The 19994-nt window shown below is 66.3% G+C and carries 23 protein-coding genes and 1 tRNA gene; 17 read left to right on the top strand and 7 right to left on the bottom strand.

The annotated features are described in order from the left end of the window. Positions 1-16: 16 nt before the first annotated feature. The 5 genes from R1L06_RS18260 to R1L06_RS18240 all read left to right on the top strand — a co-directional run bounded on the left by R1L06_RS18260 (position 17) and on the right by R1L06_RS18240 (position 4699). Positions 17-667: a DUF6338 family protein gene (locus R1L06_RS18260; protein WP_317218401.1), complete on the top strand. Its 651-nt coding sequence runs from the start codon at positions 17-19 to the stop codon at positions 665-667. A gap of 206 nt (positions 668-873) precedes the next feature. Continuing rightward, on the top strand, positions 874-1905 hold the full coding sequence (gene dusA, locus R1L06_RS18255) for a tRNA dihydrouridine(20/20a) synthase DusA (RefSeq protein ID WP_317218400.1): 1032 nt from the start codon (positions 874-876) through the stop codon (positions 1903-1905). A 212-nt stretch (positions 1906-2117) separates the two neighbouring features. After that, the gene (locus tag R1L06_RS18250) at positions 2118-2492 is read left to right on the top strand and encodes a hypothetical protein (RefSeq protein ID WP_032128191.1); all 375 of its coding nucleotides are present in this window, start codon (positions 2118-2120) and stop codon (positions 2490-2492) included. 73 nt (positions 2493-2565) lie between these two features. Then, a complete protein-coding gene (locus R1L06_RS18245; RefSeq protein ID WP_004136763.1) occupies positions 2566-3249 on the top strand; it encodes a response regulator transcription factor in 684 nt (227 codons plus the stop codon). A 25-nt stretch (positions 3250-3274) separates the two neighbouring features. Next, entirely contained in the window at positions 3275-4699 is a 1425-nt protein-coding gene (locus R1L06_RS18240) for an ATP-binding protein (RefSeq protein ID WP_032128221.1), read from the top strand. 127 nt (positions 4700-4826) lie between these two features. Here the strand turns inward: R1L06_RS18240 and R1L06_RS18235 are convergent, their stop codons facing one another. Together R1L06_RS18235 and R1L06_RS18230 are read right to left on the bottom strand one after the other, a co-directional pair. Next, complete coding sequence (locus R1L06_RS18235) at positions 4827-5618, bottom strand: M90 family metallopeptidase (protein WP_317218399.1); 792 nt, start codon at positions 5616-5618, stop codon at positions 4827-4829. Beyond that, complete coding sequence (locus R1L06_RS18230; protein ID WP_032128189.1) at positions 5585-5863, bottom strand: hypothetical protein; 279 nt, start codon at positions 5861-5863, stop codon at positions 5585-5587. Before R1L06_RS18230 ends, R1L06_RS18235 begins: the two co-directional genes overlap by 34 nt. 144 nt (positions 5864-6007) lie before the next feature. Here R1L06_RS18230 and birA point away from each other — a divergent pair, with 144 nt between their 5' ends. The 4 genes from birA to R1L06_RS18210 all read left to right on the top strand — a co-directional run bounded on the left by birA (position 6008) and on the right by R1L06_RS18210 (position 8684). Beyond that, positions 6008-6976 carry a bifunctional biotin--[acetyl-CoA-carboxylase] ligase/biotin operon repressor BirA gene (gene birA / locus R1L06_RS18225; protein ID WP_125895928.1) on the top strand — a complete coding sequence of 323 codons (969 nt, stop codon included), beginning with the start codon at positions 6008-6010 and terminating at the stop codon, positions 6974-6976. Beyond that, positions 6973-7704: a type III pantothenate kinase gene (locus R1L06_RS18220; protein WP_317218398.1), complete on the top strand. Its 732-nt coding sequence runs from the start codon at positions 6973-6975 to the stop codon at positions 7702-7704. Before birA ends, R1L06_RS18220 begins: the two co-directional genes overlap by 4 nt. Before the next feature lie 9 nt (positions 7705-7713). Continuing rightward, positions 7714-8568: an SPOR domain-containing protein gene (locus tag R1L06_RS18215; protein WP_317218397.1), complete on the top strand. Its 855-nt coding sequence runs from the start codon at positions 7714-7716 to the stop codon at positions 8566-8568. A gap of 40 nt (positions 8569-8608) precedes the next feature. Continuing rightward, a tRNA-Thr gene (locus tag R1L06_RS18210) sits at positions 8609-8684 on the top strand. A 111-nt stretch (positions 8685-8795) separates the two neighbouring features. Here the strand turns inward: R1L06_RS18210 and R1L06_RS18205 are convergent. The 3 genes from R1L06_RS18205 to R1L06_RS18195 all read right to left on the bottom strand — a co-directional run bounded on the left by R1L06_RS18205 (position 8796) and on the right by R1L06_RS18195 (position 10869). Then, complete coding sequence (locus R1L06_RS18205) at positions 8796-9581, bottom strand: hypothetical protein (RefSeq protein WP_152911149.1); 786 nt, start codon at positions 9579-9581, stop codon at positions 8796-8798. A gap of 54 nt (positions 9582-9635) precedes the next feature. Continuing rightward, positions 9636-10238 (bottom strand): hypothetical protein, encoded by a 603-nt coding sequence (locus R1L06_RS18200; protein WP_152911148.1) that lies wholly within the window; start codon positions 10236-10238, stop codon positions 9636-9638. Between the two features lie 226 nt (positions 10239-10464). Beyond that, positions 10465-10869 (bottom strand): hypothetical protein, encoded by a 405-nt coding sequence (locus R1L06_RS18195; protein ID WP_317218396.1) that lies wholly within the window; start codon positions 10867-10869, stop codon positions 10465-10467. Positions 10870-11464: 595 nt separating this feature from the next. Here R1L06_RS18195 and R1L06_RS18190 point away from each other — a divergent pair. Continuing rightward, entirely contained in the window at positions 11465-12235 is a 771-nt protein-coding gene (locus tag R1L06_RS18190) for a DUF3011 domain-containing protein (RefSeq protein WP_317218395.1), read from the top strand. A 24-nt stretch (positions 12236-12259) separates the two neighbouring features. Here R1L06_RS18190 and R1L06_RS18185 read toward each other — a convergent pair whose 3' ends face one another. Then, complete coding sequence (locus R1L06_RS18185; protein WP_317218394.1) at positions 12260-12607, bottom strand: hypothetical protein; 348 nt, start codon at positions 12605-12607, stop codon at positions 12260-12262. Between the two features lie 130 nt (positions 12608-12737). On the opposite strand from R1L06_RS18185, the gene rocF reads away from it, so the two are divergent. From rocF to R1L06_RS18170, 3 genes are all read left to right on the top strand, one after another. Beyond that, positions 12738-13658, top strand: coding sequence for an arginase (rocF, locus tag R1L06_RS18180; protein WP_049462319.1), 921 nt, complete (start codon positions 12738-12740; stop codon positions 13656-13658). Positions 13659-13820: 162 nt separating this feature from the next. Then, positions 13821-13958: an entericidin A/B family lipoprotein gene (locus tag R1L06_RS18175; RefSeq protein ID WP_008266021.1), complete on the top strand. Its 138-nt coding sequence runs from the start codon at positions 13821-13823 to the stop codon at positions 13956-13958. Positions 13959-14161: 203 nt separating this feature from the next. After that, complete coding sequence (locus R1L06_RS18170; protein WP_004153772.1) at positions 14162-14383, top strand: CsbD family protein; 222 nt, start codon at positions 14162-14164, stop codon at positions 14381-14383. A gap of 73 nt (positions 14384-14456) precedes the next feature. Here R1L06_RS18170 and R1L06_RS18165 read toward each other — a convergent pair whose 3' ends face one another. Continuing rightward, positions 14457-15257 carry a hypothetical protein gene (locus R1L06_RS18165; protein WP_317218393.1) on the bottom strand — a complete coding sequence of 267 codons (801 nt, stop codon included), beginning with the start codon at positions 15255-15257 and terminating at the stop codon, positions 14457-14459. A gap of 108 nt (positions 15258-15365) precedes the next feature. Between R1L06_RS18165 and R1L06_RS18160 the strand changes: the two genes are divergently transcribed. The 4 genes from R1L06_RS18160 to R1L06_RS18145 form a co-directional block, all read left to right on the top strand. Then, a complete protein-coding gene (locus R1L06_RS18160; protein ID WP_032128180.1) occupies positions 15366-16658 on the top strand; it encodes a tryptophan--tRNA ligase in 1293 nt (430 codons plus the stop codon). A 169-nt stretch (positions 16659-16827) separates the two neighbouring features. Continuing rightward, positions 16828-17130 carry a hypothetical protein gene (locus R1L06_RS18155; protein ID WP_065724234.1) on the top strand — a complete coding sequence of 101 codons (303 nt, stop codon included), beginning with the start codon at positions 16828-16830 and terminating at the stop codon, positions 17128-17130. Positions 17131-17286: 156 nt separating this feature from the next. After that, a complete protein-coding gene (locus R1L06_RS18150; RefSeq protein ID WP_317218392.1) occupies positions 17287-18219 on the top strand; it encodes an MBL fold metallo-hydrolase in 933 nt (310 codons plus the stop codon). A 105-nt stretch (positions 18220-18324) separates the two neighbouring features. Then, a partial coding sequence (locus R1L06_RS18145; protein WP_317218407.1) for a M28 family metallopeptidase occupies positions 18325-19994 on the top strand: 1670 nt, incomplete at its 3' end.

The raw sequence follows: 19994 nt of genomic DNA, 5'->3' as shown, positions 1-19994 counted from the left end.
GAGTACTTCTGCCGGAATGGATTCGCTCTTCAACAACGCCACCACGCTGCTGACCTTTCTGCTGCCGGGCTTCCTGTCTGCATGGGTGTTCTATGGGCTGACATCCCATCCCAAGCCGCCGCAGTTCGAAAGGACCGTGGAAGCGCTGGTGTTCACCTTCGCCGTCCAGGTGCTGGTGAAGTTCACCGAACTGTTACTCCTGCTGGCGGGTCGCTGCTTTGTGCTGGGGACCTGGACCCAGACCAGCAGCCTGCTATGGGGTTTTGTCCTCGCCGCACTGCTGGGGGCAGGATTGGCCCTCGCTGCGAACAAGGATTCCCTCCACAGGGTTCTCCGTCGTGCAGGCTTCACCACGAGGACATCCCACCCGAGCGAGTGGTACTGCGTGCTGGGTACGCGTCCTGCCTTCGTGGTGCTGCAATTGAAGGATGGCCGTCGATTGACCGGCTACCCCAAGGAGTGGCCGATCAGCCCCGCTGCGGGACAGTTCTACATGCAGATGCCGGCCTGGCTGGTGGATGCGGATCCACCCGATGAAGGTGCCGATCCAGTAGCGGATCACGTGGCCAGCCCCGCCGTGGTCGAGCTTCCGCAGCTCGATGGCATACTGATTCACGCAGTGGATGTGCAGTGGGTCGAGATTCTCCAGGAGACAGACGATGGCTAAGTTGAGGAAGGGTTCCAACCCACCACTGGACCAGTTGGTCGTATCCATGGAGAACGCGAACCCCAAGCTCCCCGAGGGCAGGAAGCGTCCGCCGCCACCGCCCAGCCCGCCCCGGCCGCCAGCCGAAGCCGGGCCCAACCGGCGCTCGCCGCGCGGCTGACCGGGCGCATTCAGCCGCCCGGTGTAAACTATTGATCTCACTGGCAATGCCAGTCTCCACGATCAATGCCCCGATGACGTCCGCCACCGCCCGTTACGCCGATTCCCTGCGCCTGTCCGTTGCCCCGATGATGGACTGGACGGACCGCCATTGCCGCGTGTTCCATCGCGTGCTGGCGCCGGGCGCACGCCTGTACACGGAAATGGTGCATGCCAACGCGGTCATCCACGGCGATCGCGAGCGCCTGCTCGGCTTCGACCGCAGCGAACAGCCGCTGGCGCTGCAGCTGGGCGGCAGCGATCCGGCCTTGCTGGCGCAGGCCGCGCGCATTGCCGCCGAGTGGGGCTATGACGAGGTCAACCTCAACTGCGGCTGCCCGTCCGACCGCGTGCAGGCCGGGCGTTTTGGCGCGTGCCTGATGCGTGAGCCGGCGCTGGTGGCCGAATGCGTCGCGGCCATGGTCGACGCGGTTGATATCCCGGTGACGGTGAAGTGCCGCCTGGGCGTGGACGAGGACAACGACTACGACGTGTTTGCCAGCTTCGTCGACCGCCAGGTCGCCGCCGGTGCGGCGATGGTGGTGGTGCATGCGCGCAACGCGTGGCTGAAGGGCCTGTCGCCGAAGGAGAACCGCGAGGTTCCCCCGCTCAAATACGACTGGGCCTACCGCCTGAAGCAGGAGCGCCCGGCACTGCCGGTGGTGATCAACGGTGGACTGGCCAGCCTCGAGGCGGTGCAGGCACAGGCCGCGCACGTCGATGGCGTGATGCTGGGCCGGGCGGCCTATCACGACCCCTACCTGCTGCATCAACTGGAGGCGCTGCATACCGGCGCCCCGCTGCAGGCCCGTGGCGACCTGCTGCGCGCGATGCGCCCCTACATCGAGGCGCGGCTGGGCGAAGGCCTGGCGCTGAAGCACATCACCCGCCACCTGCTCGGCCTGTTCCACGGCCAACCCGGCGGGCGCGCATTCCGCCAGGTGCTGAGCGAGGGCGCACACCGCCCCGGCGCCGGCTGGAGCCTGATCGAACAGGCCTTGGCGGTCACCGACCGCGAAGCTGATCGCGCCGCAGCGTGACAGCAGTCACATTCCTGACTTGACAAGAGACGGCGATTCGTCCCGAATGTTCACTTAGCTGAACGACTCGGGCGCAGGGCCGGAAAAGTTCAGACCGGATTCACCGCTGTAAACCAAGAATTTGCAAAAGATTTGTAAAACGCTGGGTTTCGAACCCGGCGCCGGATTTACGACTTTTGAACGAATCGCCGTGCTCGGCTAGGATCGCATCGATGTCTTCCGCTCCCTTCCATCGCCGCATTGCCCTGGCCACCTGCGTGGTCCTGTCGGCTGTGCCGCTGTCTTCGGCGCTGGCGCAACAGCCGCCGCGCGGCGACCAGGGGCGGGCGGAGATGATGGAGCGGGGCGAGCGCGGTGGCCGTGGCGACGAGCGTTCGCTGTCCGATGCCGTGCGCCGCGTGCAGCGCACCACCGGCGGCCACATCCTCGGCGCCGAGCGCGTGCCGTTCGATGGTCGTGATATCAACCGGGTGAAGTACATGGACGATCGGGGCCGGGTCCGCTACATGGACGACCCCGCGCCGTCGCGTTCACAGCCGCGCACGCCGCGGTCGGATATGTCATCACTACGCGGCGATAACCCCTGAACAGGGATAGTCGTCGCTATCAACCCGTACCCCACAGGCCTCCGGGCCACACCCAGGACACTAGGGAGAGTTCATGCGTATCCTTCTGGTCGAAGACGAAGCCCCGCTGCGTGAGACCCTGGCAGCCCGGCTCAAGCGCGAAGGCTTTGCCGTCGATGCTGCGCAGGACGGCGAGGAAGGCCTCTACATGGGGCGCGAAGTTCCGTTCGATGTCGGCATCATCGACCTCGGCCTGCCCAAGATGTCGGGCATGGAGCTGATCAAGGCCCTGCGTGACGAAGGCAAGAAGTTCCCGGTGCTGATCCTGACCGCGCGTTCTAGCTGGCAGGACAAGGTCGAGGGCCTGAAGCAGGGCGCCGACGATTACCTGGTCAAGCCGTTCCACGTCGAAGAACTGCTGGCCCGCGTCAATGCGCTGCTGCGCCGCGCCGCTGGCTGGAGCAAGCCGACGCTGGAATGCGGTCCGGTTGCCCTGGACCTGGCTGCCCAGACCGTCAGCGTGGCCGGCAGCAATGTCGACCTCACCAGCTACGAGTACAAGGTGCTGGAGTACCTGATGATGCATGCCGGTGAACTGGTCTCCAAGGCCGACCTCACCGAGCACATCTACCAGCAGGACTTCGACCGCGACTCGAACGTGCTGGAGGTCTTCATCGGCCGCCTGCGCAAGAAGCTGGACCCGGATGGCGAGCTGAAGCCGATCGAGACCGTGCGCGGACGCGGCTACCGTTTCGCGATCCCGCGCAACGAGGGCTGAGCCGGCTCACCCTGGCGATACCATGATGTCCGGCCGTCTGTGGTTCTTCCGACGCTGGCGGCCGCGCTCACTGCAGGCGCGCCAGATGCTCGCCGCGTCCGTGGGCCTGGTCGCGTTCCTGGCCCTGGCCGGTTACGCGCTCGACGCCGCCTTCGCCGATACGGCGAAGGCGAACCTGCGTGAGCGCCTGAAGAACTACGCCACCGCCTATGCGGCCGGCATCGACTTCACCCGCGACCGCTCGCTGTACATCCGCGAGCAGCCGCCGGATTCGCGCTTCGACGTGCCGGGCAGTGGCCTGTACCTGCAGGTGGTGATGCCGCACGGCAAGGGCAACTCGATGTCTGCCGAAGGCCCGATGCTGCCCACCGTCGGCGGCGGCCTGCTGGCGCCGCGCCAGGAAGTGTTCGAAGGCCCGCTGCCGATGATCCAGATCGACGGCAGCCAGGGCTCGGTGTACCGCTATGGCCTGGGTCTGGTCTGGGATGCCGACGCCGATCCCGCCACTGAATTCCCGTACACCATCTACGTGATGGAAGACTCGCGTGCGCTGGGTGCGCAGCTGCGGGTGTTCCGTGGCCGGGTGTGGTTCTACCTCGGCGGCATCGGCCTGATCCTGCTGCTGCTGCAGACTGTCATCCTGCAGTGGAGCCTGCGCCCGCTGCGCCGCGTGATCACCGAGCTGACCAAGGTGCAGCGTGGCGAGACCGCGCGCATGAGCGAGCGCCACCCGCGCGAGCTGGAACCGCTGACCGACAGCATCAACGCCTTCATTGAAAGCGAGCGCGAGAACCTCGAGCGTCAGCGCAATACCCTGGCCGACCTGGCGCACAGCCTGAAGACACCGATCGCAGTGCTGCGCACGCAGATGGACAGCGGCGCGGGCGATGGCGCGCTGCGCGAGGAGCTGGACGTGCAGCTGCAGCGCATGAACAACCTGGTCTCCTACCAGCTGGCACGTGCTGCGTCGTCCGGCCACAAGCTGTTCTCCGCGCCGCTGCCGATCGAATCCAACGCCGAGGAAATCGTGCGTGGCCTGGAAAAGGTCTATGCCTCGAAGGGCGTGCTGTGCGAATTCGATATCGACCCGGCTGCGCGCTTCCACGGCGAACCGGGTGACCTGCAGGAACTGCTGGGCAACCTGCTGGAGAATGCCTTCAAGTGGGCCAACCGCCGCGTGCTGCTGACCGCACAGCCGCTGCCGGCACCGAACGCGCGCCGCGCGGGCCTGCTGCTTGCGGTGGACGACGATGGCCCCGGCATCGCCCCGGACGACATCGGCAAGGTGCTGCAGCGTGGCGTGCGTGGCGACGAGCGCGTGCAGGGCCACGGCATCGGCCTGTCGATCGTGCAGGACCTGATCAAGGATTATCGCGGTGAACTGGCTGTGGGCCGCTCTGAGGAGCTGGGCGGCGCCCGCTTCGAAGTGCGCCTGCCGCCGGGGCCGTAATCCGTGCGCTCCCGTCCGCCTGGCATCGCCTGGCGCAACAACGCGTGGTGTTCCGGTAGTGCCGGCCGCTGGCCGGCAACCTCATGAACTTCGGTGGCATTGCCAAGGTGCCGGCCAGCGGCCGGCACTACCGTGTTTCGATCGTCGGCGGCTTGCCATAGAGCCGCCGCAGCTGCGCAGCGACGTCCGGCAACGCCTGCTGCAGCAGATCCGGCGCGGAGAAGTGGTACTCGCTGGTCACCGCGAAGAACTCTTCCGGCGCTTCGGCCGCATACGGATCGATCAACGTCTCTTCGCCGGCATCCACCCGCACGCAGAAGGCATCGTAAGCCTGCTGGAACGTGGCCGCCCACTCGCGCTGCCATGCGCGCGGCAGCGGCGGCGTGCCGTCCATCGCACCATCCAGTGCATCCAGCTTGTGCACCATCTCGTGCACCGCCACGCAGTAGCCCTCGTGCGGCGCCGCCAGGTCGGCCTGCACGTCGGCCCAGGACAGGATCAACGGACCGCTGTCCCACGATTCGCCAATCAGTTCGTCATCCCACTCATGCAGCACCCCGGCCGCATCCATGTGGCTGCGGTGCACGCGGAATGCATCCGGGTAGACGATCAGCTGCGACCAGCCTTCCAGTCCTACCTCGCCGAATTGCAGCAGCGGCAGGCAGCACAGCGCGGCCAGCAGCACGCCATCGCCGGCCTGCAGCTGCAGCTCGCCAATCGGGGTAATGGTCTTCTCATGCAGGAAGCGCGTGGTCAGCACACGCAGGCGCGCGCGGCGTTCGTCGTCCAGTCCGTGCAGCCACGCCGCGCGGCGGCAGGCGTCTTCCCAAAGTGCATCGTCGATCGGCCGCGGCGCAGGCCGCAGCCACTGCAGCAACGACTTGATCAGCGGAACATTCCCGGCAGGTAGCTGTGCCACTTCGGCGCGCGGATGCGCGGCAGCATGTCGTCGTCGCTGCCACCGCCACCGGTGGTGGTGCTGGCCGCCGGGCGTACCGGTGCCGCCTTGGTGCTGGCGGCCGATGCGCTGGCGGTGGGCGCGCGCTGCGAGGCGGCATCGCCATTGGAGGACACGCAGGCCCCACGGCTGTCGTCCAGCGCTGCCGTCGCAGACGCCGCGAAGGGCATCAGCAGCAGGATCAGGCAATGGGCATAACGGCGCATTGACGACATCCACGTTAAGGGAGAGTGAGTTCCCGATTCTAGCCCGAACCCGGCGCCCCGTTGGAAGCCCCCGCGAAACCCAGCGTGGCGGGCGTCGCTGGCGGCTTTCCCGCATAATTCCTTCCTGACTTCGTGGAAGCTGCCGTGGACGATCGCCAATTGCTGGCCAAACTCGCTGCCGGTCGCCTGTCCGGCGACGCCCTGGCCCGTGAGCTGGGTCAGACCCGGGCGGCCATTTGGAAGCGTATTCAAGGACTTAGGGCCGCCGGTGTGGACATCGAGGGCCGTGCTGGCGAAGGCTATGGCCTGACCCGTCCGGTCGACCTGCTGGACCCGGACGCGATCCGCGCCGGCTTGCCTGCCGACGTCCAGACCCTGCTGCACGAGCTGCAGGTGGCCTGGACGGTGGACTCGACCAATGCCGAATTGCTGCGTTGCAGCGCGCCCCAGCGCGGGGTGAGCGTTCTGCTGGCCGAACGCCAGACCGGCGGCCGTGGCCGTCGCGGCCGTGCTTGGGCCTCGCCGCTGGCCGCGCATATCTACCTGTCGGTGCTGCGCCTGTACTCCGGTGGCCTCGGCCGCCTAGCCGGGCTGAGCCTGGTGGCCGGTATCGCCGTGGCCGAAGCGCTGCACGATCTGGGCTACACCCAGGCGCAGCTGAAGTGGCCGAATGACCTGATCGTCGACGGCAAGCGCAAGCTGGTCGGCCTGCTCGCAGAAGGCGGTGGCGAATACGCCGGCCCGGCGCGCGCGGTGATCGGCATCGGCATCAACACGCATATGCCACCGTCGTTCGCCGAGCAGATCACTCAGCCGTGGGTGGATCTGGACACGCTGGCCGGCAAGCCGGTGGACCGCAACGTGGTCGTTGCTGCCGTGCTGACGCGCCTGCTGCCGGCGCTGGAAGAATTCGATCGCGAAGGCCTCGCTCCGTTCCTGCCGCGCTACGCCGCGTTCGACATGCTGGCTGGCCGCGAAGTGCGCGTGGAACTGGACGGGCAGTGGCAGCACGGGACCGCACTTGGCTTGGCTGACGACGGCGCGCTGCGCGTGCGCATCGATGGCCAGGAACGCCTGCTGCACGCCGGCGAAGTCAGCGTGAGGGCGGCATGAGCGATTGGTTGTTCGACCTGGGCAACTCGCGCTTCAAGTTCGCGCCGTTGCAGGGTGACCGCGCCGGCGACGTACAGGCCTGGGCGCACGGCGCCGAAGGCATGGCCGGGCAGCCGCCACACAGCCTGCCCAGCGGCCGCACCGCGTTCGTGGCCAGCGTGGCCGCACCCTCGCTGACCAGCGCCATGCTGGACCAGCTGCAGCGCCGCTTCGAGCATGTGCATGTGGTGCGCACCAGCGCCGAATGCGCGGGCGTGCGCATTGCCTATGCCAAGCCGGAAAAATTCGGTGTCGATCGCTTCCTGGCCCTGCTGGCCGCTGCCAAGGCGCAGCGCCCGGTGCTGGTGGTTGGCGTGGGCACCGCCTTGACGATTGACCTGCTCGACGCCGACGGCCAGCACCACGGCGGGCGCATTTCCGCATCGCCCACCACCATGCGCGAAGCGCTGCACGCGCGTGCCGTGCAGTTGCCGGCCACCGGGGGTGACTACAGTGAGTTCGCCAACGACACCGCCGATGCGCTGGCCTCCGGCTGCGATGGCGCCGCCGTGGCGCTGATCGAACGCAGCGCGCAGCAGGCGCATGCGCTGCTGGGCGTGGCACCGTCGCTGCTGGTGCACGGTGGCGGCGCACCGGCGCTGATGCCGTTGCTGCCCAGCGCCGACTACCACCCATCGCTGGTGCTGGATGGCCTCGCCCGCTGGGCGGTGCACCAGCCCGCAGGCTAGTATCCGCGCATGCTGACCCGTGCCCTGATCGTCGTACTGGCCATCCTCAATCTTGGCGTCGCCTGCTGGTGGCTGCTGCGCGATGCACCGCAACCGCCCACGCCGCCGCCGCAACCGGCCGGCGTGGCCGAGCTGCGCTGGGTACCCGGGGGCGTGGATGCCGCTGCGGCCGCCGAAGCTGCTGCTGCAGCCCCGACCGCGCCGCTGGTGGAACGCGAACCGGCCACGAAGACGGTTGTGGCTGCGACGCCCGCGCCTGCACCGGCCGTGCCGGCCCAGCCAGATGTTGCCAAGCCGCAGGTGGCTGAGGCTACGCCGGTTGCTGGCGCTGCCAAGCCGGTAACGCCGCCTGCACCGGCCCCGGCGCCGGAAAAACCCGTAACCCCGCCCGTGGCCGCGGAGCCACCGCGCTGCATCGCGCTGGGCCCGTTCGCCGACCGCGCCGCCGCGAGCAGCGCGCAAGGCAAGGTCGGCGCGCTGCTCGGCCAGGTGCGCCTGCGCGAACAGCCCGCTGCCAGTGGCAGCGCCCGTTTCCGGGTGATGCTGCCGGCCGCCGCCAGCCGCGAAGAAGCCCAAGCTACGGTGAAGCGTATCGTCGCCGCCGGCCTGAGCGACTACTACATCATCAGCCAGGGCGAGGACATCAACGCCGTGGCGCTGGGCCAGTACCGCAATCGCGAAGGCGCCGAGCGCCGCATGGCGGCGGTGCAGGCCGCCGGCTTCCAGCCGCGCCTGGTCGCCAGCGGCGACGCCGGCCAGTGGTGGCTGGAAGGGCAGCTGGCGGCGGGCACGCAGCCGGCCCAGGCCCAGCAGCGCAGCGGCGCGGCACAGAGCCGGTCGCTGGAATGCACGCGGTTGCGCTAGAATCCCCCCACCGCGGCGCTGCCGCCGGTGATCCAACCTTGCCGCTTTAGCTCAGTTGGTAGAGCAACTGTCTTGTAAACAGTAGGTCATCCGTTCGATTCGGATAAGCGGCACCATCTTCGATCCCTTGGCATCCGCACATGTCTACGGGGAACAATCAACCCGCTGAAATAGCGGGTTTTTTTGTGCGTTGCCGTTCCGGAAAGAATGCGGGTCTGCAGGCGTGTTCAACGCGACCTCGTAAGACCCCTTCTGAGTTGGTTGCAACGCTGGAGCATACGTTCGCCAGACTGTTCATTCATTCGAATGCGGCCATCGACGAGAAGGGGATAGGTCTCGAGACGGACACGATAGGCTGCTTGCGAAGACAGCTGCACTGCAGCGTCGTCCGTGCCGATGGCGGCTCCAGGCAGCGAATCCTCTCGAACAACGCCATTTACCTGAAGCTGTGCGCAGAGCCCGGCGTAGTAGGCGACGCGTTCATCAAGCGCCTGAGGGTGCCTTGTGGCATGACCCAGCGCATGGAATGTCTCGTGTGCGACCAGATCGACAAGGTTTGCAACTGTCCGTCCGCGGTCGTCATGTATCGAAGCCGCAAGTGCCAATGTCTTCCCACCCGAGAACGATCCCAAAGCACGCGACTGTATCGTCGCGGCGGTATCCGTTGGCACGAGAAGAATCCGGTATCTGTTCGCCTTTGCTTCTATCCATGATTCGGAGAATTTCGCTGCTGCATCAATGCGCGTACAGGTATCGGCAACGTCAATCTGTGATCCTGCAGCCATCAAGAGCAGGATTCCGTGCTGGGTGTTGGTGCAGTGAAACGATTCCAGAGCGGGCAGGTCCTTGTGCCCTGGAACAATGGAGAGAGACCGGAAGTAGCGGAATGGCCCGAGAGGCGTGGACACCAGCTCGGTATAGCCATCCGGAGGGATGCCTTGTGGAAATCCAATCGTTGTGGCGCAGCCTGCCAGGATGGAGGCGGCGAATGCGGCGAGTACGACTCCTTTCATCGCTTCTCCCAAAGGTGCGGGTGCTCAAGGTGCACCCGCACCTCCTGTTGTTTACTACATCTCCATGCACAAGTGCGGCGACGGGTGGTTGACGCAATCCCGTCCTTCGAACTCCAGGTAGTAGCTCGCCTTGGTAATGCCTTCCTGTTTGGCTTGCCCAGCGATAACCTGCGGGCCATTTCCGTATGCCGAATGGAAGGGGAGCAGGTCGTAGCTCAAGGCATCGCCATTGCCCACATTTGCGTATATCCAGGCATTCACCGCGTTAGGATCCGCAACTCGGATCACGGTGCCTGTCCTGACCCATGAAAACGTTTGGGACGCGCTGATTGCGCCGGTAGCGACGTTCTTTACCCGGAGTATCGCATTGCCCGTGGCAGGATACGGTATGGTTGATCCGGATGTATCCAGCTCAAACGTCGCGGCATCTGGGAGTACGCTGAGAGACGAGAGCAGGGAGTTGTAGATGCTCCTCTTCCCACCACCGTCCCCTTCCCAGATAACTTCCATACCCGCCTTGCACTCTCCGCCACCTGCTTGTTTTCCACTGCACTCGCCATAAGCTCGAACACTCTTCAGGGTGCAACCTGTGAACAGAAGTGCGCTTCCCAATGCGATAGTGGAGGCGGCCAGTATGCTCTTGGAATTCATTCTCATGCTAGATCTCTCCTTGGTCTAGAAGGATGCGTGGTCCACCGTGGTTTCGAAACCACGCGGAGCAGTTGAAATGAGATCGACAGAGGTAGATGTGACTTCGGTCTTGGAATTGAGTATCCGTCGGTGTCGTCGAGTATCACTCTCGGAAATGAGGCGCGTGTGCGAGTGCAAGGAAGCATTCCACAGCGAAGTAGAATCCGGGCGTTTGTGCAGAAGCTCTCGCCAGCTACCTCCCACCCACCTGCAACGCCACATACTCCGCCAAACCACGGCAGGCCAATATCAGCCCCTCGCGCGCACCATCGCCGATATCGTCTTTCTCTTCCCCGTCTACGCGCACGCGCTCAGCGGCGTGATACAGCTCCAGCAGCGACACCAGGCCAACCGCAGCGCGGTGCCGGCGTGCGGCGGCCACGGCCTGGCCGGGTGTGCTGGCGGGCCCCGTCCACGGCTGTCCGTCGGCGGCATCACCGGCGCGGATGCGTTGCAGGCAGCTGGGCAGGTTGATTGGCGCGGGTGCCTCGTTCGCAGCGGCGAAGGCCGCTTCCAACGGCTGCGCCAGTTCCGGCGGCAGGCGCAGGGCGGCCTCGCCCAGGATTGCGGTCAGGTACGGGTGATGGGCGTTGGACATGCGGGCATCCTCGTCAGGAACAGAGGTGCCGCCACGATAGGGTGGCGGGCGATGCGTGGCTTCCAAGACCGGGAATCGATGAGCCGGCGGGCACGGGGCCCCCACGCACCGCCCGCCGTCGATCGGCGAACGGATTGCCAGCCGGCGCCGCTCTTGGGAAGACGGCGCCGGCTGGCAAGCGTATACAGCATCGATTACGCGGGCTTGGAAGACCCGACCACCTTTGCAGGTGGCGATTCATCATGCGCACGTGAAATCACCGCCTGCCAGTCGTTTGTTTCGATGGCATCGGGTGATCTGAAAGGAAAAATGAACTATCGCGTTTGGCCCGTTTCGGGCATTGCAATGCCAGAAGCGACATATCGCGCCGAGCTGCAGCCAACGACGAATCCTGGTGCGTCTTGCTGTCGCACAACCCTTCATGGCCCAGGAAGTAAAGCTGGCTTAACCGTCCCGGCAAAGCTCCAAGAACACCCTATCAGACATGAATCCCCGCGCGCGCCACGCGGATCTTGATAATCCTCACGGACAGCCCGCAGCGCCCTACCGCATACTGCCGCCACAAGCCCCCCCTGGGCCCTTTCGGGATAAGCACATGCGTCGCCATGCCCTGCCGCCCACCGTCGCACTGTTGTCCACCGCCTTCATGGCGCCGGCCATGGCGGCGGTACCGTTCTTCAACGCCAGCTGCCCGGGCGGCATCGATGTGCACGCCGACGATGGCGGACCGGTCTACGTGCAGGGCCGCGAGGCCACGCTAAAGCGCTTCAACGACCGCTACTTCGAAGCACGCGATGCCAACAGCGGCATCACCCTGTCGATCAGCCGCAACGATGAAGGCACGCCGCAGATCAGCTACACCGGCCGAGACGGCGCCAATGGCATCTGCCAGGTCATTGTCAGCGGAACGCCCGCATCGTCTGAACATCGCGACCACCGTCGCCACGATGACGACAACGACACGGCACTACCGCGCGAAGTCACCTGCGAGTCCACCGACCAGCGCCAGGTGTCGTGCGACATGGATACCCGTGGCAACGTGGAAATCGAGCGCCAGCTCAGCCACACCCGTTGCGAACAAGGCCAGAACTGGGGCCTGTCGCGGCATTCGGTGTGGGTCAATGGCGGGTGCCGCGCGGTGTTCCGCAATGTGTCCAAGGCGGCCAACAGCGCGCCGGCGGGCGATACCGCGCTGGGTTCCTGCAACATGCGCAAGGGCGCGCAGGGCACGCTGGTGACCCAGATGCCGGTGGGCAGCGATTACCAGGAACTCATCATCGATTATCCCGATGGCCGCTTCCTGTGCATGATGCGCAACAACGGCCAGGTGCAGAGCGTGACGCCGGTTCGCCGCCGCGGCGGTTGAGTTCGTCGCAGGCTGGGACCTCCGTCAGCCGCCTGATGTTCGCAGCAACACCCATATCAGCATCAGAGCGAACATGCCGACGACGGTCAGGCCGAACCACAGCGCGGCCACCTTCACATTGCCGATCAACGCCGTCAGCATCCGCTGCAGTTCGCTCTTCAGGATTGGATCTTCAGCGTGTGCCTTGCGCAGACGCTGCCAACCCAACCCGAGGAATACCAGGATCGAGAACGGCACCACCAGCAGCGTCGCCTGCATCAGCCAGCCATTCGGCGATGCATCGATCGAGTTGCTCAAAAAAACTGCGAAAACGGCGATGGGCAGCGCCACGGTGAAAAAGCGTGGCCACGCGGTATTGATGAAGGGCGACATCGCAATCTTCCATGAAGGACGGTCGGGTCCGCGCGGCATCATGCCATGCCAATGCCCTGCTGCACCGCCGCGAGTGGTGTCACACAGCTCTGGCTAGACTGTGCTTCTTTTTCCCCCGCAGGAGGCACCCATGGCCCATCCCATTTCCGTATCCCTGATTGGCGTTCCCACCGACGTGGGTGCGGGCCATCGTGGTGCCCGGCTTGGCCCGGAAGCGCTGCGCGTGGCGGGCCTGCCGGAGGCGCTGGAGGCGCGCGGCGTGGACGTGCGTGACCTGGGCAACCTGGATGGCCCGCGCAACCCGTGGACCGCGCCGGTGGAAGGCTACCGCCACCTGGATGAAGTGGTGGCGTGGAACCATGCGCTGATGGAAGCCAGCTATGCCGAACTGCAGGCTGGCCGCATGCCGATCATGCTCGGCGGCGACCACTGCCTGGGCATTGGTTCGATCACTGCGGTGGCGCGCTGGTGCCGCGAACAGGGCAAGACCCTGCGCGTGCTGTGGCTGGATGCCCATTCGGATTTCAACACCAGCGACGTGACCCCGTCGGGCAACATCCACGGCATGCCGGTGGCCTGCCTGTGCGGCCTCGGCCCGGATGCGTTGACCCGCCTTGGTGGCACCGTGCCGGCGATCACCCCGGCGCAGATGCACCAGATCGGCATCCGTTCGGTGGACCCGGACGAGAAGCGCCTGATCAAGACCCACAAGGTGGATGTCTATGACATGCGCTACATCGACGAGAACGGCATGAAGCGCGCGGTGGAAGCCGCACTGGCCGGCATCGACGAGAACACCCACCTGCATGTCAGCTTCGATGTGGACTTCCTGGACCCGAGCATCGCGCCGGGCGTGGGCACCACTGTGCCGGGCGGGGTGAACTACCGCGAGGCGCAGCTGGTGATGGAGATGATCGCCGACACCGGGCGCATGGGTTCGCTGGACATCGTCGAGCTCAACCCCTTGCTGGACAAGCAGAATGCCACCGCCGAACTGGCCGTGGACCTGGTCGAAAGCCTGTTCGGCAAGTCCACCCTGATGCGTGACTGACGGCGCCGCCTGAACGGATCTGTGATCCGTTCACGCCCGCTCCACGCCACTGCCGCCAGATTGCACTTCACGCGGCGGTGGTGGGCGTTGGCCTTCTCCCGCCGAGCGAAACAATCCCATCCGCGAATGAAGCGGTGTAGCGGCAAACCCAAGGAGAAGCCCATGAAGCGCGTAGTTGCCCTGATGCTGTTGTCGATGTTCTCGGTGGCCCTGCTGGCCGGCTGCAACACCATTGCCGGTGCCGGCAAGGACGTGCAGAAGGCGGGCGAGAAGGTAGAGGACACCGCGAAGGGCCGTTGAGCCCTGCACGGAACGGAAAGAGAAAAGGCCGGGGATTTCCCCGGCCTTTTTTTGCGCGTGCTTTTCGCTGCGTGCTGTCGAAGCGGAGTGAACCATTCAAGCAGGTGAGCATCTATTTCATTGCCGGTTGACCGGTATTCAACAGCCGCTGCGCGAAGCTGGAGCCACGGTAAGAACGCCGTTGCAACCAAGGACTCCCAGCAATGAACAAAGACATCATTTCCGGCAAGTGGTCGCAGCTGAAGGGCAAGGCCCAGGCCAAGTGGGGCGATCTGACCAACGACGACTTCGATGTGGCGGAAGGCAATGCCGAGTATCTGGCCGGTCGCCTGCAGGAACGTTATGGCTGGGCCAAGGACCGCGCGGAGAAGGAAGTGCGTGAGTTCCAGGACGCCGTGAGCAAGGACTACCCGGACTACAAGTAAGCACTTCGGCCTCCCCCACGGCACAACGCCCGCACCGAGAGGTTGCGGGCGTTGTGTTGTCTGGGCGGGACGATCAGCGCGCCGGCGGGTCCGGCACGTAGCGGTTGGGGAAGGCCTGTGGTTCGCGCGGCAGGCGCGACGGCGAATCCACCAGGATGCCGCGTGCGCGCAGGTTGCGGGCGCTGTCGTAACGCAGCTGCAGTACCTGTGCGGGGCTGCGGCTGGCGCGTTCGAAGTCGGTATCGCGCACCGAAGACTGCTCGCGAGCACCGTGGCCGGTACCCAGCGCTGGCGCCTGCGACTTGCTGGAATAGCCCTCGATGCGGCTGCTGCTCGCGCTGGCATCGGCCGACGCTTCCGCCGCCGGGGCTGGCAGCGGCAGGCCACGGCGCAGGATCGGTTGCGGGTACCAGCGGCGCGCTTCCTCGAACACCGCCACGCCCACCACGCCGATGTTGTCCGGGCGGCCGGTGCGGCTGGCATAGCTGCCGCTGGGGCTGCTGAACACGAACTGCGCCACTTCGTCCTGGCTCTTGCGCCAGCCGGTGATGTCGGCGCGCTGGCCGGGGTTGAGCACGTAGCCGGTCTGCGAGGGATCGGCATCTTCGCCGGAGATGGCGTTGACGCCGTCCACCGACAGCACCACCAGCACCCGGCGCGGGCTGTCGTTGTACAGGCGCACGGCGTAGCGGTGGCCGCGCTCGCCGGCCACCCAGCGCTGGCCCTCGGCCGGGTAGCTGCGCAGTTCGGTGCCGCGGTCGCGGTCGACCAGGGCCATGCGCACGGGGCCGCCCTCGTACACCGGCGGCGGCATCGGGGCCGGGCGGAAGCCGGCCAGGGGCAGGATCAGCAGCAGGGGCAGCAGGCGTTTCATCGGGCGTCTCCAGCGGGGTTGCGTGAATGAACGCGCCGCAGGCCCTGACGGGGTTGGTGGCGTGCAAGGTAAACTGGCCCCGTTCATCGAAGGTTACCCCACGCAGTCATGACGACCCGAGTCCTTACCGGCATCACCCCCTCCGGCACGCCCCACCTGGGCAACTACGTTGGCGCCATCCGTCCGGCCATCGCGGCCAGCCGCGCGCCGGGGATCGAGAGCTTCTTCTTCTTGGCCGACCTGCACAGCCTGATCAAGTCCCAGGACCCGCAGCGCACCCAGCGCGCGACCCTGGAGATCGCAGCCAGCTGGCTGGCCTGCGGGCTGGACCCGGAACATGTGTGGTTCTACCGCCAGAGCGACATCCGCGAGACCACCGAGCTGATGTGGTTCCTGACCGCCATCGCCAGCAAGGGCATCCTCAACCGCGCGCACGCCTACAAGGCGGCGGTGGACAAGAACCGCGAGGAAGGCGTGGACGAAGATGCGGGCGTCAGCGCCGGCCTGTTCATGTACCCGGTGCTGATGGCCGCCGACATCCTGATCTTCAAGGCCAACCAGGTGCCGGTGGGCCGCGACCAGATCCAGCACATCGAGATGGCGCGCGATTTCGCCCAGCGCTTCAACCATGTGTACGGCAAAGAGTACTTCCCGCTGCCGGACGTGGTGATCGACGAGCAGGTGGCGACGCTGGCGGGCCTTGACGGCCGCAAGATGAGCAAGAGCTACCACAATACCATTCCGCTGTTCGTGCCGCGCGAGGAGCTGAAGAAGCTGGTGTTCTCGATCCTGACCGACTCGCGCGCACCGGGTGAGCCGAAGGACACCGAGGGCTCGGCGCTGTTCCAGATGTACCAGGCGTTCGCCACCCCGGAACAGACCGCGGAATTCGCCAAGGCGTTCGCCGCCGGCATCAGCTGGGGCGATGCCAAGCAGCAGCTGTTCGAGCGCATCGACAGTGAGCTCTCGCCGCTGCGCGAGCGCTACAACGCGCTGATGGCCGAGCCGGAGAAGATCGAGGCGCTGCTCAAGCGCCGTGGCCAGCAGCTGCGCGAGCAGCTGGCGGCACCGCTGCTGGACGAGCTGCGCCATGCGGTCGGCCTGCGTGATCTGTCCAGCGCGGGTGATATCGCCAGCGAGGATGCCGGCGTGGCCCGCGTGGCACCGCCGCTGTTCAAGCAGTACCGCGAAAAGGATGGCCGCTTCTACTTCAAGCTGACCGCTGGTGACGGCACGCTGCTGATCCAGAGCGAAGGCTTCGATTCGCCGCGCGATGCGGGCCAGCTGATCGCGGTGATCAAGCAGGCCGAGCAGGGTGACCAGCTGCAGAGCGAGCTGTTCAAGCTGGAAGCGGAAGTGGATGTAGTGCTGGCCGCGCTGGCGGCGCTGCGAGCCGACTGATCGGTAGATGCCGACCTTGGTCGGCGCCGTTGAAGGGCGGATGCCGGCCAGCGGCCGGCACTACCACGGCATTTGCATAGGAAATGCCGGCCAGCGGCCGGCCCTACCCGCGAACGAAGGTCATGGCATGATGTCCGCGCGCCTCCGGCGCGATGACATGGAGTCTGCAATGGCCTGGTTGTCGCTGCTGCTGTTCCTGCCCTGGTTCCTGCTGCTGGGCAGCCTGTACTGGCTGTTCCCGCGCCAGCCGCGCACCGCGCGGCGGCGCCTGTTCGACAGCACCACCCTGGTGCTCGCATTCGCGCTGAGCATCGTGTCGATGCTGTGGGGCTACCGCATTGGCGTGGTGCAGCCCGGCGCCGGCCCGATCTGGCCGCAGGTGCTGGCGGTGCTGTACGCCTACGGCGCGTTCCTGGCGGTGCTGGTGTTGGCCCTGTTGCTGCGGCCGCGGTTCGCATTGCGCTCCGGCTAATCGGTAGTGCCGGCCGCTGGCCGGCACATGCATTCTCCTGGCTATCCCGAGGTTGCCGGCCAGCGGCCGGCACTACCCGACCAAAGCCGCATCGAACCCGGGCCGCCTGCGCGCCTACCATGGGGGTCTGTTCCCGATCCTGCCAGGTGCGTGCCGATGACCGCCGACCCCAGCATCCACACCATCGATACCGGTTTCCAGCGCCCGGATTTCGACGCGGCGTATCTGATCGTTGAAAACGGCCGTGCTGCGTTCGTCGACTGCGGCACCGGCCTGTCGGTGCCGGCGATGCTGCAGGCGCTGGCGGAGGCCGGCCTGGGCGTGGAGGCGGTGGACTGGCTGCTGCTCACCCACGTGCATCTGGATCATGCAGGCGGTGCAGGCCTGCTGATGCAGCAGTTGCCGAATGCGAAGGCGGTGCTGCACCCGCGCGGTGCGCCGCACATGATCGATCCGACCCGCCTGATTGCGGGTGCCACGGCGGTGTATGGCGCCGAAGAGATCGCGCGCAGCTATGGCCACATCGAGGCGATTCCGGAGCACCGCGTGGTGGCGGCCGAAGACGGCCACCGCATCGATCTGGCCGGCCGCAAGCTGGTGCTGCTGCACACGCCGGGCCATGCGCTGCACCACTACTGCGTGTGGGATGCGCGCAGCCGCAGCTGGTTCACCGGCGATACGTTCGGCATCTCCTACCGCGAGCTGGACAGTGCGCAGGGCGCTTTCATCTTCCCCACCTCATCCCCGGTGCAGTTCGATCCGGAGGCGATGAAGGCCTCGATCCGGCGCATGCTGGGCTACGCGCCGCAGGCGATGTACCTGACCCACTACGGTCGTGTGGAACAGGTGGAGAAACTGGCCGACGACCTGTTCGAGCAGATCGATGCGATGGCCGCCATCGGCCGCCAGTGCGATGGCCGACCGGACCGCCACCGCTGCCTGCTGGCCGCACTGCAGGCGCTGTACCTGGAACGTGCACAGCTGCATGGCTGTGCGCTGGACGATGCGGCGGTGACTGCGGTGCTGGCGATGGACATCGAACTCAACGCGCAGGGCCTGGCCTGCTGGCTGGACCGCACCAGCAGGTAGATCCACGTCATGCGTGGATGACGTGGACCCAGGCTGCGCCGTGATGTCACGACCACGTTACACTCTGGTGACTTCCAAGCTAGCCGTGGTACTGCCGTGAATCCGATGCGCGTGTTGCTGCTGTCGTCCTGCCTGTTTGTCGGTGGCCTGGCCCATGCGGCCAACGACCTGCCGGGTGGCGGTATCGATCCGCAGGCACTATCGCGCCACGTGCATGTGCTGGCGTCGGATGAATTCGAGGGCCGCGCGCCGGCCACCGAGGGCGAAGAGCGCACGGTGCAGTACCTGATCGAGCAGTTCCGCAGCTACGGCCTGCAGCCGGGTGGCGTGGATGGCAGCTGGGTGCAGCCGGTGCCGCTGGTGCGCGCACAGCTGGAGGGTGCGGCCAAGGCCAGCCTGTCGCTGAAGCAGGGCAAGCGCGCGCTGGCCAACGGCGTGGACGTGACCCTGCAGAGCCTGCAGCCGCGCAAGCGCGTGCAGATCAAGGATGCGCCGCTGGTGTTCGTCGGCTACGGCATCGACGCGCCGGAACGCCAGTGGAACGACTACAAGGATGTGGACCTGCACGGCAAGATCGCCGTCGTGCTGATCAACGACGCCGATTTCGAAGCCGATGCACCGGGCGCGTTCGACGGCAAGGCGGTGACCTACTACGGCCGCTGGACCTACAAGTTCGAGGAAGCCGCACGCCGTGGCGCCGAGGGCGTACTGATCGTGCACGAGACCGCGCCGGCCGCCTATGGCTGGGCCACGGTGAAGAGCTCTGGCACCTCGCCGCTGTTCGACATCGAGCGCGGCCAGGCCGAGGCGATGGCCCAGCACACCCCGCTGCGTGGCTGGATGCAGCGCGAGCTGGCCGAGGCGATCTTCGCCGACGCCGGCCTCGACTTCGATGCCGAAAAGCGCAAGGCGATGCGTGCCGACTTCCGCCCGGTGGCACTGGACAACGCGAAGCTGAGCGTTGATTTCGCGCTCAAGCGCGAGCAGGTGGTGACCCGCAACGTGGTGGCCAAGCTGCCCGGTGGCGAGCATGGCGACGAGGCGGTGATCTTCTCCGCGCACTGGGATGCGTTCGGTATCGGCCAGGCCGATGCCAAGGGCGACCGCGTCCGCCGCGGTGCGATCGACAACGCCACCGGCGTGGCCACGGTGCTGGAACTGGGCCGGGTGTTCGCCGCCGGCCCGCAGCCGCAGCGCACGTTGTACTTCGTGGCACTTACCGCTGAAGAGAAGGGCCTGCTGGGCGCCAGCTACTACGCCGCACACCCGCTGGCGCCACTGGACAAGACCGCCGCAGTACTGAACATCGAGATGTTCAGCCCGGATGGTGCGACCCGTGACATCGCGTCGTGGGGCAAGGGCCGGGTCTCGCTGGAAGGTGACCTGGAACGCGTGGCCAAGGCCCGCGGCCGCAGCTACAGCCCGGACCCGAACCTGGAAGCCGGCTTCTTCTACCGTGCCGACCACTTCGCCTTCGCCCGCCTGGGCGTGCCGGCGATCACCATCGGCCCGGGCCTGGACAAGCTGGACGGCGGCGTTGAAGCCGGCCGCGCGTTGCGCGAGAAGTACTTCGCCGACTGCTACCACCAGGCCTGCGATGCGTGGACGCCGAGCTGGGACCCGAGTGGCCACGCCGCCGACACCCTGCTGGTCTACGACCTGGGCGCCGAGCTGGCCAACAGCCGCCGTTGGCCGACGTGGGAAAAGGAATCGGAGTTCCGCGGCGCGCGCATCCCCATGCGCAACGGCGTCGAAGAGCAGCTCACCAGCATCGA

The organism is Stenotrophomonas mexicanensis (assembly GCF_032911605.1).
GTDB lineage: Bacteria > Pseudomonadota > Gammaproteobacteria > Xanthomonadales > Xanthomonadaceae > Stenotrophomonas > Stenotrophomonas maltophilia_A.
The sequence above is the reverse complement of the archived record's forward strand: the minus strand, read 5'-3'. Positions and strand labels throughout refer to the sequence as shown.

Bases quoted from the DNA above. Each gene is read 5' to 3' on its own strand.
- R1L06_RS18205 (WP_152911149.1), bottom strand. From the start codon at position 9,581: ATGAAAGGAGTCGTACTCGCCGCATTCGCCGCCTCCATCCTGGCAGGC.
- R1L06_RS18165 (WP_317218393.1), bottom strand. From the start codon at position 15,257: ATGAAACGCCTGCTGCCCCTGCTGCTGATCCTGCCCCTGGCCGGCTTC.
- dusA (WP_317218400.1), top strand. From the start codon at position 874: ATGCCAGTCTCCACGATCAATGCCCCGATGACGTCCGCCACCGCCCGT.
- R1L06_RS18200 (WP_152911148.1), bottom strand. From the start codon at position 10,238: ATGAGAATGAATTCCAAGAGCATACTGGCCGCCTCCACTATCGCATTG.
- R1L06_RS18185 (WP_317218394.1), bottom strand. From the start codon at position 12,607: ATGTCGCCCTTCATCAATACCGCGTGGCCACGCTTTTTCACCGTGGCG.
- R1L06_RS18245 (WP_004136763.1), top strand. From the start codon at position 2,566: ATGCGTATCCTTCTGGTCGAAGACGAAGCCCCGCTGCGTGAGACCCTG.
- rocF (WP_049462319.1), top strand. From the start codon at position 12,738: ATGGCCCATCCCATTTCCGTATCCCTGATTGGCGTTCCCACCGACGTG.
- R1L06_RS18240 (WP_032128221.1), top strand. From the start codon at position 3,275: ATGTCCGGCCGTCTGTGGTTCTTCCGACGCTGGCGGCCGCGCTCACTG.
- R1L06_RS18195 (WP_317218396.1), bottom strand. From the start codon at position 10,869: ATGTCCAACGCCCATCACCCGTACCTGACCGCAATCCTGGGCGAGGCC.
- R1L06_RS18175 (WP_008266021.1), top strand. From the start codon at position 13,821: ATGAAGCGCGTAGTTGCCCTGATGCTGTTGTCGATGTTCTCGGTGGCC.
- R1L06_RS18170 (WP_004153772.1), top strand. From the start codon at position 14,162: ATGAACAAAGACATCATTTCCGGCAAGTGGTCGCAGCTGAAGGGCAAG.
- R1L06_RS18220 (WP_317218398.1), top strand. From the start codon at position 6,973: ATGAGCGATTGGTTGTTCGACCTGGGCAACTCGCGCTTCAAGTTCGCG.
- R1L06_RS18215 (WP_317218397.1), top strand. From the start codon at position 7,714: ATGCTGACCCGTGCCCTGATCGTCGTACTGGCCATCCTCAATCTTGGC.
- R1L06_RS18155 (WP_065724234.1), top strand. From the start codon at position 16,828: ATGGCCTGGTTGTCGCTGCTGCTGTTCCTGCCCTGGTTCCTGCTGCTG.
- R1L06_RS18160 (WP_032128180.1), top strand. From the start codon at position 15,366: ATGACGACCCGAGTCCTTACCGGCATCACCCCCTCCGGCACGCCCCAC.
- R1L06_RS18190 (WP_317218395.1), top strand. From the start codon at position 11,465: ATGCGTCGCCATGCCCTGCCGCCCACCGTCGCACTGTTGTCCACCGCC.
- R1L06_RS18250 (WP_032128191.1), top strand. From the start codon at position 2,118: ATGTCTTCCGCTCCCTTCCATCGCCGCATTGCCCTGGCCACCTGCGTG.
- R1L06_RS18150 (WP_317218392.1), top strand. From the start codon at position 17,287: ATGACCGCCGACCCCAGCATCCACACCATCGATACCGGTTTCCAGCGC.
- R1L06_RS18230 (WP_032128189.1), bottom strand. From the start codon at position 5,863: ATGCGCCGTTATGCCCATTGCCTGATCCTGCTGCTGATGCCCTTCGCG.
- R1L06_RS18260 (WP_317218401.1), top strand. From the start codon at position 17: ATGGATTCGCTCTTCAACAACGCCACCACGCTGCTGACCTTTCTGCTG.